Below are 9,604 nucleotides of genomic sequence, written 5' to 3'. Positions count from 1 at the left end.
GTGGTCGAGGGAATCAACAATAAACTTAAACTAATAAAACGAAGAGGCTATGGCTTTAGAAACTTTCGGAATTTTTGGGTTAGAAGTATGTTATCTTGGCATCTTGTCTGTTGATTTAGCATAAAGAGTAACGAAGAGCCAGCAAAGTTTTTCTTTCGACTCCGAATTTCGTTGCCATGTAGAGGAACACTTTCGTCAATTCCCCAACGTTTTTTCAAGTCCGCAATTTGTAAACAAATGCTACTTTCATCATTGTGCTCAATTAATACTCCCCCAACAGCGAAGTAGCTAGCCGAGTCCTTGGGATTCGGCTTGGGACTACCACTCTCATCCATATAAAAGGCAAACGATTGACTCACGAAGATTGAACCAAGGTAAAGACACTGAACTGGAAAACCATCATACAATAATTCAATTGGTATAGCAAAAAATAGGTCATTTAGGACATCTTCAATTTTCAAGCTCTTATCGGTCAAGGGTTTTACCGATTGATCGTCCTAACCAACTCGCTCTCTGCTATAGCTTGTTGTTTAACCAGCGCGATCGCCGATCTTGTAGGGTGCGTTCCCTAATGTGGCTCCTACCGCTCGCTCGATCGATTTTGGGGAACGCACCATGCCCATTGATTGAAGCTGTGGGTTAAAGTGCGGTGTGGGCTAATCTGGCTAACACGCTTTTGGACGTGATATAAAGATAGTATGGGTGACGGTTTATCTGATGACAGAGAATGGATATGTGGGGGATGTCTTTCAGGCATTGCTTACCCCCGCTAAAGGTTAAAATGATCATGAAGCAATAGAATTACTCTAATGAAACTAGATCGTATTACGAGCAATCCAAACCGTATGAATGGGCAACCCTGCATCCGTAATCTTCGCCTTACGGTTCGTCGAGTGATTGAGCTACTGGCAACTTATCCCGATCGAGCAGAATTACATCAAGAGTTTCCGGAACTGGAGGATGAAGATATTCGACAAGCCCTAATTTTTGCCTCTTCTTACTTGGATGATCGCATCATTGAACTTCCTAATCGCTATGAAGCTGTTGCTTGATCAGGGACTACCGCTTTCTGCGGCAACTTTATTACGTGATGCTGGAATCGACACTATCCATGTTGGTGAAATAGGGATGTCTGAAGCTGAAGACTCAGACATTATCCAAAGGGCTAGAGACGAAGGACGGGTTGTTGCTACTCTCGATGCGGATTTTCATACATTGCTGGCACTTGATGTAGCGAATACTCCTTGAGTCATTCGCATTCGGGTTGAAAGATTACGCGCCCAAGCACTTACGAATCTTTTGTTGACAGTAATCCCTGAGTGCGAGGAGGATTTAGAACAAGGATCAGCTATTACGGTTGAGCCAAGCCGTATTCGTATTCGTCGTTTACCATTAGTGCGATCGCCGATCTGGTAGGGTGCGTTAAGGAAATGTAGTGCATCCTATTTTCGTCCTGTGATGATAAAGTTGAGGTGTACCGATACTGATAATCATCGTTGCCCAGTTCCGAATGCCATTACCTCAAATTGTTATTGATACCAATGTCATTGTTTCAGGGCTGAGATCTAGACGTGGTAGTGCATTCCAACTGCTTACCCTTATAGATACGGGACAATTTGATATACACTTGTCAGTTCCCCTTGTCTTGGAATACACGGACGTTTTGTTGCGGGAGTTACCAAATCTTTATTTGAGCAGAGAAGAAGTAGATGACCTAATTGATTTCTACTGCTCGGTTGGTATACCTCATGAAATTTTCTTCCTTTGGCGACCCTTCTTACGCGATCCCAAAGACGATATGGTATTGGAGCTTGCAGTCAAGGCAGGATGTCAGAGTATAATTACATATAACACTCGTGACTTTGCTGGCGTTGAGCAGTTCGGGTTAAGTCTGCTTGAGCCGTCGGAGTTCTTACGCTTGATAGGAAAATTACCATGAGTATTGTTCAAGTTCAAATTCCTGACTCATTACAGAAAAGCTTGTGTGACCTTGCAAGTCGCGATGGAATTTCTATTGATCAATTTATCTCTACTGCGATCGCTGAGAAACTTTCAGCATTGATGACAGAAAATTACCTAATAGAGCGGGCGAAAAGGGGTGATAGAACGAAATATGAGGCAATTTTGGCAAAAGTTCCTGATGTAGAGCCAGAAGCCTATGACAAGATACCGACTGTCTAACTTCACCGTTAGCTTGACTTCAACCCTGCAAAAATTAAAACCCAAAAAGCCATTTGTAGATATAGTTAAGAAATTTCAATATATATGTCTCCCCAAGAACTTCAACAGTGTGATCGCCGATCTTGTAGGGTGCGTTCCCTAATGTGGCTCCCACTGATCCACTGATCGATTTTTGGGGAACGCACCATGCCCATTGATTGAAGTTGTGGGTTTAGGTGCGATGCCGCCCTTCGACGTAGCTCAGGGCAAGTCTTGTGGGCCCAGTTGGGGAATGTTAGCGAAGATTACCGATGTTTAGGTTAAAATAGAGGGCAAAAGTTGCCACAGGGTCAAGCCAATGACAGTTCGACAACCCCGCTACAGCAAAGAAGAATTCGCTCGACGTGGTAATGAGATTTATGAATCTCAGGTACGTTCTCAAGTGGAGGAGGGAAATCAGGGGAGAATTGTGGCGATCGACATTGAAACTGGAGCGTTTGAGCTTGCCGACGATACGATTACTGCTACCGATCGTCTCTATGAGCGTGTCCCTGATGCTCAACCTTGGGTGATTCGGATTGGACATAGAGCCGTCTTCCGTTTTGGCAGTCGCAGCCCGAGAAAACCCGTATGATGTTCGGTGTGGTCAATAATAATTGTGAAGCAATCCTCAAGGTGGCAGTCGGTCGCATTGGCTCACCGAAAATAGCACTCGATGCTATCATTGATACTGGATTCACCAGCTTTTTGTCTTTACCGCTTTCTGTCATCACAGATATGGGCTTGCCTTGGCACTATCGAGATATTGGCACATTAGGCGACGGGAGCGAAGTCGTTTTTGAAATATACAAAGCTTCTGTGATCTGGGATGGTCAAGAGCGGATTATTGATGTGGCAGCTTCTGATGCAGAGCCGTTAGTGGGGATGGGTCTTTTCTATGGCTTTAAACTTCAGATTGAGGCAGTGGAAGGTGGGCGCGTTACAATTGAAGCGCTATGACTCAGCCAAAGTTATCGGTGAAGACGGTCTAACTTTACCGTTATACTGAATCGGTTTTTAATAGCATAATTAACTCCCAATCCAACTTGAAAAACCCGCTCCCTTCTCCCCAAGACTATGAGCAGGGAGCAGAGAGAAAAAACCTGACTACTGACTCCCGATCACCGACAAAACCTATCCCAAAACGATCGAATCGCGCAGGGATTGAATTTCCTCGGTTTGTAAACGCGCCCCAAAAGTAGAAACCACCCGCGAGGCTGCCAGAGAAGCAAGATTTCCCGCCCCTTGGTAACCCATACCGTGGGTAATACCGTAGAGAAACGCACCTGCATACATATCCCCCGCACCGACGGTATCGATCGCCTGTACGGGATGGGGGTCAATTTCCAGCAGATTTTCGCCATCATAGATTAAAGAACCACTGGCACCCCGGGTGATAGCGAATCCTTTGGCAATGGTTTTAAAATAGGCGATCGCTGACTCGATTTCCTCGCTGCCGGAAATAGTCAAAGCTTCCGACTCATTAGCGAAAACGAAATCTAACCCCTTTCCGATCATTTCCAGTAATCCCTCCCGGAAGAAGATCGCCATATTGGGATCCGACAGGGATAAAGCGGTTTTGACTCCAGCGGCCTGAGCAATTTCTCGCCCTTTAATAGCGGCAGCTTTGGCAGTGGGAGAGGTGACGAGATAACCTTCGAGATAGAGATAATCGGCATTAGCGATCGCTGAGGGGACTAATTCCCGTTCAGAAATTTCCCCGGTGATGCCGAGAAAAGTATTCATGGTGCGATCGGCATCAGGAGTCACGAAAACTAGACATTTTCCCGTAATTCCCACCTCTTTTTCGCCACCGTGTTCATTGGTATGCAAACCACAGGCGCGCAGATCTTGTAGATAAAACTTGCCTAATTCGTCATTACCCACTTTACAGGAATAGAAACCTCTACCCCCCAACTGAGCGATCGCTACTAGGGTATTAGCCGCCGATCCGCCACCGCTGCGTTTACAATCAAAAGCCAATTTTTCCATCAACTGGGTTTGACGATTTTCGTCCACCAGCGTCATCACTCCTTTATCGATGCCCAATTCTTGCAGTAATTCAGGAGAGACTTGAAATTCCATATCGACGAGTGCGTTACCGATCCCATAAACGTTGTATTGTTTGCCCATAATTTAGTTGATCGCCTAAAAATACTTTGTTACTGATAGTAGGGAAATAAGGAGCAAAAAGCTAGGGGCTTTTTTCAGCCAGAGAATACCATAATCAAAAATAATGGGTGTGCTAGTCTCACACCCCCAGTAATTTGTGTTAAGTTTTGTTTAACCAAGCAACTTTAAGCCTCATCGTAGGCCTCTAGATCCAACAGATAAAGATAAGATTCGGCTAATTCCTGCCTTTGAAAAGCGATCGCTCGCAACAGATGCCAATCCCGCAAAGCCTCGAAGGGGTTACTATACTCATCTTTTTCTAGTCGTTCGGCTAAAGAAGCAATATCAGCGGCGGTATACTTGGCAATATCTTGATCAGTGAAGCTTATAACTGTCATTTCTGCACCTTCCTCGACCTTTGTTCTATTTCTAGCCTAACATATATTCTGAGTTGAAAAAATGCCTTCCCCGCCAAGTTAAGAACTGTAAATGGAAGGTTCACTGTGGTACAATTCCAGAAAAAAAGCTATTTTTAGTTGATCTTCTATGAAAACAGCCCTCATTACCGGTGCTTCTACCGGTATCGGTGTAGTCTTTGCTCGTCAACTTGCTCAACGGCAAATGGAGCTAATTTTAGTCGCTAGATCCAGAGATAAACTAGAACAATTAGCGGCGGAATTAGAGGAACAATACGGGGTAAAAGTGACAGTTATCGTTCAAGATCTGACCGTTGCCGGGGCGGGAAAGCTAGTATATGATACGGTGAACCAAAAAGGAATCAACGTCGATTTACTGGTAAATAATGCCGGTTTTGGTGATTATGGTGCTTTTAGCGAGCAGGATTTAGCCCGACAGTTAGAAATGATCCAGTTAAATAATCTGGTACTGGTGGAATTAACCCACTATTTTCTCCGTCCGATGCTTGCCGGCGCCGGGGGGGCAATTATCAATGTTGCTTCCATTGCTGGGTTTCAACCGCTGCCCTATCTTTCCGTCTATGCGGCGACAAAAGCCTTTGTCCTCAGCTTTAGCGAGTCTCTCTGGGCAGAAAATAAAGACAAAGGCGTTGAAATCCTCGCTCTTTGCCCCGGTCCGACGGAATCGAATTTTTTTGAGGTGGCCCGATTTCCCAGGGCTTTTATGGGCAAAAACGGCCGGTTAGATTCGGCGGAAGTGGTGGTACAAGAGGCTTTAACCGCCTTGGCAAACAAACGCCCCAACGTGGTAGCCGGTAAATTTGCTAATAAAATTATCGTCAATCTGCCCCGTTTTTTACCCAGAAGTTGGATCGTGTCTTTGATAGAAAAGCAATTCAAGGTATAACTAGGGTTGGCTGAAAAAGTTTTTCGTGGGGGCAGGGTGTGGGGTGTAGGGTGTAGGGTGTAGGGTTTTACCCATTTTCAGATGGTCAATTACCTAATTTTCAGGGAAAAAGTGCCTGAATTTTCCCCCCGATCACTCCAATGACTGGCACTTGTTTGATTTGAAAAAAGCCTCAAGATATTACCCAAGAAGGTTTTTAGATTTATTCAGCAGACCCTAACTAGAATCAAGCCAATTAGAGCAATTGCTGATAGGATTTTAAGGGAATACCTGTACGGTTTCTCACTTCGATCGCCGAACGATAGACACCGTTTTTTTCTCTTTCGGCGACAATTTTATCGGCCAGGGAAAAGTCAAGACCGAGATTGACTAATTCCTCAACGGAGTGGTAGTTTAAACAACGCCAAGAAACGTCAACTTCTTGGCGAATATCGTAGGCAAAGATAACCAAAGGTTCCAATTTTTTGAGATAATTTTCTGGTAGGCCAGCCAAGAAGTGTAATTCTTCTAAATGGGTAAAAATATGTCCTTCATTACGGACAGAAACGATATCATTGGCATAGACAATCGGCAACCCTAATTTATGAACCAGATCGTTGGTGGAACAGCTGTTAATATCAATTTTTTCGAGAGGAGAGGATGACTGTCTGGAATCGGTTCTATTTGCCGAAGCTATTGGATGGGAATTAAGCTGTTGACGGATGTATAAACCCAGGCCGATTTGGGCAAACCAAATTACGATAAAAGACTCTTGTGTAAGGAAAATAAGGGAGATAATTGTCAAGGCAATGCCGACGGATAACCAACTTTGGTTATTAGTTTTTTTGCCAGCATTAGCAATGGCAAGCCCACCGAAAACTGGGACTAAAGATAGCCAGATCCACTCAGAAGATTCGGGAGGGCGAGGAGAGAGATTAGACATATTTTTTTAAAGAGAATCTAAATATTTTCTGCGTTTTTCTTCGTATTCTTCAGCAGTAATAATTCCCTGATCGTAAAGTTTTTTAAGCTGGAGTAAAGTAGCGGTTTTTTGCTGACCTGATTCCGGCAGTCCTCGCTCTCTACTGCTGGGGAGATAGTTAGGATTGTATTTAGCATCAAAAGCTTGATCTGACATGATGATTAAACCAATAAATTCAAAAAAAGCAATGATGCCGGGGATAAAAGTCCAGAAGAAAAGTAGATAGAGAACACCTGCCAAATTCTCCCCTAGATAAAACTTATGGATGCCAAGATAACCGAGAAAAAAGGCTAGTAAAGCCGCTATAGTTCTATTTCTCATAATTTTTGAGATTTCCCTAATTTAGCCAGAAGAAAGTACAAAACCACGATGCCTGTCTGTAATTCCAAGAGAGTAATATAACCCTTGACTAGATAATTTAATTCTAGGGAGGAATTAAAGGCAAAAACTAGCACACCCAAGACTAAAAAAGGCAGTAAACGCCAGCCAGACTTGGGTATTTTTATTCCCGTACTATTAACCTGATTCATGGGCTAATTCTCTAGGTTGGTCTTTTTCGGTGATAGTCGCAAAATCGATCTTTGTCAAGGGGTGGTTTGATTAACTTTTAGCATCTCAACGAGGATATTATGGGCATCTTTGGCTGATTCTAGGGTGCGCTCGAAAGCTATTCTAATTGTTTGACTCTCCCCTAATTTTTCTACTACTAAATCCATGCCTTGGGGATCGATGGAGAGCATTTGAGCGGTTTCTGCATCGGTAATATTACCGTAAACTTGAGCGTAGAAAAGCACGGCATCACCGTGATCTTTGTTCATGTGTTTACAGATGCGATCGCTAATGGTGGGAGTGATAGTTTCAGACATAATATTCTCGAAAAAAATCGATAATAAGGTGGGGACGGATAAAAGCCAGTTCTAAATCGAGGCAAATGGGGGGGGATATTAGTTAGGGTAGCTTAATTAATCGCTAATTGCCAGATAATTTGAGCTTGGGGATGGCAGGTATCAATAATAAGTTTAATATTATTTTCTTGACAAAAATCCTTAATTGTGCATTGCTCTAATTGTCCCACTGAAGGTCAATCGGGGTAGAGAGTAAGATCCGGGGCTACCCGCGCAGTTAAATTGCCTGTTGAGATGAGACAAGAGGCAACAGTAAAGGGATTGGGTGAGATTTAGCTAATCGGATAGGTGGTTAAAATGCCTCTTAGCTTAAAACCCCACACCCTGCCCCCAGAAAAAACTTTTTCAGCACACCCTATATATTTTATCGTTCACAACCGACAACAGAAGCGGTGTAGGTATTACCGATGTGCTGAATACCATTGACAAAAAGATTGACTAAAAAAGGTTGATCATTTGCCCGTACTGTGGCAGTAATTGTTAAGGGTTTATCGGGTTCGATTCGTACTCCATTAGTATTAAAAAATTCCTCGTTAGTTTGATCGCTATACTTGAGAAACAGCCGGATATCAAAGGAGGCAGCCCGGGGGACAGAAACTGTAACGATAAACCTCTGAAAACTTCTACCCCCCGGAACTGCCCAATCGGTATTCCAATTATTACGAGTTATGATAACACCGAAAGGACCTGGAACAGTGGGTTGTGAGACGGTTTTCGTAACTTCACTACCTTCACCCCCTAATAGAGAAAGTGGCCGACAATTTTGCGCGGCTGCCGGTAGATGTGAGCTTAATAATACCGCCGATAGACCCAATAAGCCAGTGATAGAAGTTAATTTCATCATTGATTCCGTCTCCAATTAATAGAACCTATCCAAAAATTATAGATGATCATGACGCTAAAAAAAACGGCGATTTAGCTTAATTGAGGTCAATTACTGAAAAAAATGCCGATAATCAACCTGAATTCTCAAAAACGGGTTTAAAATTGATTCATAATTTCCATATAAATATGTTCTAACTGTATCGTCTGACGGGCGATAGAATCAATATTAATGCCATCGAATGCCCGAATAATCTCGCTTAATTCTAGATGTTCATGTAACCAAAAAGCTAAATCTTTTCCGTAAAATTTGGGAGTAAATCCTAATTGTTTACCTCGATTTATTGCCGCTTCTTGATCCTGGGTATCCATGATAATAATTTCTTTCGCAGGAATATGCTGACGCAGCTGATTTAAATTACCTTCGGCAATAATACGACCTTGTTTTAAAATCCCGATACGTTGACAGAGACGCTGTGCTTCATCGAGGAGATGGGTAGTTAATAAAATTGTCATTCCCTGGCGCCGTAATTCTCCGATTAAATCCCAAATTTCATAACGAGATTCGATGTCTAAACCGGTGGTTGGTTCATCGAGAATTAATAATTTTGGCTGATGAACAATAGCCACGGCAATATTCATCCGGCGCTGCATTCCACCGCTTAAAGTTTCCACCGGACTACGGGCGCGATCAAGCAAATTTACTGCGGATAAACTGCTTTTAATCCGATGACGACGCTGGGTGCGATCGAGTCCATAAATCTGAGCAAAAAAGTTGAGATTTTCCTCACAAGTAAGGGATTTGTACAACAAATTTTCCTGCGGGGCAACCCCAATTAATTCTTTAGTAACTCTGGAAATTGGCAAATAATTAAAGGTAATTTCTCCCGATGAGGGTTTTAATAAATTACAAATTAAGTTAATAGTGGTGGTTTTTCCCGCACCATTGGGACCGAGTAAACCGTAAATTTCCCCCGCTTCAATATGAAAGTTTAATTGATCTAATACTAAGCGTCTTCCGTAATTTTTTTTGACATTATTAATAGTCAGCATTTGTAATAAACTAATAAGGATAGTCAGGAGTCAGGATTAGGGAGTGGGAGACATGGGAAGACAAATTAATCAATACTCTTGCCTTTTCTAACTGATAACTGATAACTGATTACTGATAACTGATAACTGATAACTGATAACTGATAACTGATAACTGATAACTGATAACTGATAACTGATAACTGATAACTGATAACTGATAACTGATAACTGATAACTGATAACTGAT

General features: G+C 42.7%; 16 protein-coding genes and 1 pseudogene. 8 read left to right on the top strand and 9 right to left on the bottom strand.

All coding sequences use genetic code 11. From position 1 onward, the window contains the following. On the top strand, positions 1–114 hold a 114-nt coding region (locus tag IM322_RS00980), incomplete at its 5' end, for a transposase (protein WP_130758671.1). Positions 115–116: 2 nt separating this feature from the next. On the opposite strand, the pseudogene IM322_RS23105 reads toward IM322_RS00980, so the two are convergent. Beyond that, a pseudogene (locus IM322_RS23105) lies at positions 117–335 on the bottom strand (hypothetical protein); the annotation flags it as partial. A 474-nt stretch (positions 336–809) separates the two neighbouring features. On the opposite strand from IM322_RS23105, the gene IM322_RS00975 reads away from it, so the two are divergent. The 6 genes from IM322_RS00975 to IM322_RS00950 all read left to right on the top strand — a co-directional run bounded on the left by IM322_RS00975 (position 810) and on the right by IM322_RS00950 (position 3,159). Beyond that, on the top strand, positions 810–1,052 hold the full coding sequence (locus IM322_RS00975; RefSeq protein WP_002761871.1) for a DUF433 domain-containing protein: 243 nt from the start codon (positions 810–812) through the stop codon (positions 1,050–1,052). Beyond that, positions 1,006–1,248 (top strand): DUF5615 family PIN-like protein, encoded by a 243-nt coding sequence (locus IM322_RS00970; protein WP_353737484.1) that lies wholly within the window; start codon positions 1,006–1,008, stop codon positions 1,246–1,248. Before IM322_RS00975 ends, IM322_RS00970 begins: the two co-directional genes overlap by 47 nt. A gap of 262 nt (positions 1,249–1,510) precedes the next feature. Next, positions 1,511–1,939 (top strand): putative toxin-antitoxin system toxin component, PIN family, encoded by a 429-nt coding sequence (locus IM322_RS00965; protein WP_287078535.1) that lies wholly within the window; start codon positions 1,511–1,513, stop codon positions 1,937–1,939. Next, positions 1,936–2,181 carry a toxin-antitoxin system HicB family antitoxin gene (locus tag IM322_RS00960; protein WP_287078536.1) on the top strand — a complete coding sequence of 82 codons (246 nt, stop codon included), beginning with the start codon at positions 1,936–1,938 and terminating at the stop codon, positions 2,179–2,181. The genes IM322_RS00965 and IM322_RS00960 overlap by 4 nt, the downstream gene beginning before the upstream one ends. A 337-nt stretch (positions 2,182–2,518) precedes the next feature. Beyond that, positions 2,519–2,794, top strand: a complete 276-nt coding sequence (locus IM322_RS00955; RefSeq protein WP_287672632.1) for a hypothetical protein — start codon at positions 2,519–2,521, stop codon at positions 2,792–2,794. Then, positions 2,791–3,159: a clan AA aspartic protease gene (locus IM322_RS00950; RefSeq protein WP_287713072.1), complete on the top strand. Its 369-nt coding sequence runs from the start codon at positions 2,791–2,793 to the stop codon at positions 3,157–3,159. Before IM322_RS00955 ends, IM322_RS00950 begins: the two co-directional genes overlap by 4 nt. A gap of 174 nt (positions 3,160–3,333) precedes the next feature. Here the strand turns inward: IM322_RS00950 and IM322_RS00945 are convergent, their stop codons facing one another. After that, complete coding sequence (locus IM322_RS00945; RefSeq protein ID WP_287672216.1) at positions 3,334–4,332, bottom strand: adenosine kinase; 999 nt, start codon at positions 4,330–4,332, stop codon at positions 3,334–3,336. Between the two features lie 164 nt (positions 4,333–4,496). Further along, positions 4,497–4,709 (bottom strand): protein IsiD, encoded by a 213-nt coding sequence (gene isiD, locus IM322_RS00940; RefSeq protein WP_002796844.1) that lies wholly within the window; start codon positions 4,707–4,709, stop codon positions 4,497–4,499. 148 nt (positions 4,710–4,857) lie between these two features. Here isiD and IM322_RS00935 point away from each other — a divergent pair, with 148 nt between their 5' ends. Next, entirely contained in the window at positions 4,858–5,634 is a 777-nt protein-coding gene (locus tag IM322_RS00935; protein ID WP_287672215.1) for an SDR family NAD(P)-dependent oxidoreductase, read from the top strand. 235 nt (positions 5,635–5,869) lie between these two features. Here IM322_RS00935 and IM322_RS00930 read toward each other — a convergent pair whose 3' ends face one another. The 6 genes from IM322_RS00930 to IM322_RS00905 form a co-directional block, all read right to left on the bottom strand. After that, the gene (locus tag IM322_RS00930) at positions 5,870–6,556 is read right to left on the bottom strand and encodes a helix-hairpin-helix domain-containing protein (RefSeq protein ID WP_287672213.1); all 687 of its coding nucleotides are present in this window, start codon (positions 6,554–6,556) and stop codon (positions 5,870–5,872) included. A gap of 6 nt (positions 6,557–6,562) precedes the next feature. Continuing rightward, a complete protein-coding gene (locus tag IM322_RS00925) occupies positions 6,563–6,916 on the bottom strand; it encodes an NINE protein (RefSeq protein ID WP_002798892.1) in 354 nt (117 codons plus the stop codon). Then, positions 6,913–7,125: a hypothetical protein gene (locus tag IM322_RS00920; RefSeq protein WP_002761887.1), complete on the bottom strand. Its 213-nt coding sequence runs from the start codon at positions 7,123–7,125 to the stop codon at positions 6,913–6,915. Before IM322_RS00920 ends, IM322_RS00925 begins: the two co-directional genes overlap by 4 nt. 54 nt (positions 7,126–7,179) lie before the next feature. Further along, positions 7,180–7,461: a DUF2470 domain-containing protein gene (locus tag IM322_RS00915; protein ID WP_286824626.1), complete on the bottom strand. Its 282-nt coding sequence runs from the start codon at positions 7,459–7,461 to the stop codon at positions 7,180–7,182. A 403-nt stretch (positions 7,462–7,864) separates the two neighbouring features. Then, the gene (locus IM322_RS00910; protein WP_286827365.1) at positions 7,865–8,344 is read right to left on the bottom strand and encodes a hypothetical protein; all 480 of its coding nucleotides are present in this window, start codon (positions 8,342–8,344) and stop codon (positions 7,865–7,867) included. 137 nt (positions 8,345–8,481) lie between these two features. Further along, entirely contained in the window at positions 8,482–9,375 is an 894-nt protein-coding gene (locus IM322_RS00905; RefSeq protein WP_287078055.1) for an ABC transporter ATP-binding protein, read from the bottom strand. Positions 9,376–9,604 lie beyond the last annotated feature (229 nt).

The organism is Microcystis sp. M109S1, assembly GCF_020247025.1.
GTDB lineage: Bacteria > Cyanobacteriota > Cyanobacteriia > Cyanobacteriales > Microcystaceae > Microcystis.
Note: the sequence above shows the minus strand (reverse complement) of the source record. Positions and strands in the feature narration are given on the sequence as shown.

Excerpts from the sequence above, each read along its gene's own strand:
- IM322_RS00935 (WP_287672215.1), top strand. The coding sequence starts at position 4,858 with ATGAAAACAGCCCTCATTACCGGTGCTTCTACCGGTATCGGTGTAGTC.
- IM322_RS00910 (WP_286827365.1), bottom strand. The coding sequence starts at position 8,344 with ATGATGAAATTAACTTCTATCACTGGCTTATTGGGTCTATCGGCGGTA.
- IM322_RS00905 (WP_287078055.1), bottom strand. The coding sequence starts at position 9,375 with ATGCTGACTATTAATAATGTCAAAAAAAATTACGGAAGACGCTTAGTA.
- IM322_RS00970 (WP_353737484.1), top strand. The coding sequence starts at position 1,006 with ATGATCGCATCATTGAACTTCCTAATCGCTATGAAGCTGTTGCTTGAT.
- IM322_RS00955 (WP_287672632.1), top strand. The coding sequence starts at position 2,519 with ATGACAGTTCGACAACCCCGCTACAGCAAAGAAGAATTCGCTCGACGT.
- IM322_RS00975 (WP_002761871.1), top strand. The coding sequence starts at position 810 with ATGAAACTAGATCGTATTACGAGCAATCCAAACCGTATGAATGGGCAA.
- IM322_RS00945 (WP_287672216.1), bottom strand. The coding sequence starts at position 4,332 with ATGGGCAAACAATACAACGTTTATGGGATCGGTAACGCACTCGTCGAT.
- isiD (WP_002796844.1), bottom strand. The coding sequence starts at position 4,709 with ATGACAGTTATAAGCTTCACTGATCAAGATATTGCCAAGTATACCGCC.
- IM322_RS00965 (WP_287078535.1), top strand. The coding sequence starts at position 1,511 with ATGCCATTACCTCAAATTGTTATTGATACCAATGTCATTGTTTCAGGG.
- IM322_RS00930 (WP_287672213.1), bottom strand. The coding sequence starts at position 6,556 with ATGTCTAATCTCTCTCCTCGCCCTCCCGAATCTTCTGAGTGGATCTGG.
- IM322_RS00950 (WP_287713072.1), top strand. The coding sequence starts at position 2,791 with ATGATGTTCGGTGTGGTCAATAATAATTGTGAAGCAATCCTCAAGGTG.
- IM322_RS00960 (WP_287078536.1), top strand. The coding sequence starts at position 1,936 with ATGAGTATTGTTCAAGTTCAAATTCCTGACTCATTACAGAAAAGCTTG.
- IM322_RS00915 (WP_286824626.1), bottom strand. The coding sequence starts at position 7,461 with ATGTCTGAAACTATCACTCCCACCATTAGCGATCGCATCTGTAAACAC.
- IM322_RS00920 (WP_002761887.1), bottom strand. The coding sequence starts at position 7,125 with ATGAATCAGGTTAATAGTACGGGAATAAAAATACCCAAGTCTGGCTGG.
- IM322_RS00925 (WP_002798892.1), bottom strand. The coding sequence starts at position 6,916 with ATGAGAAATAGAACTATAGCGGCTTTACTAGCCTTTTTTCTCGGTTAT.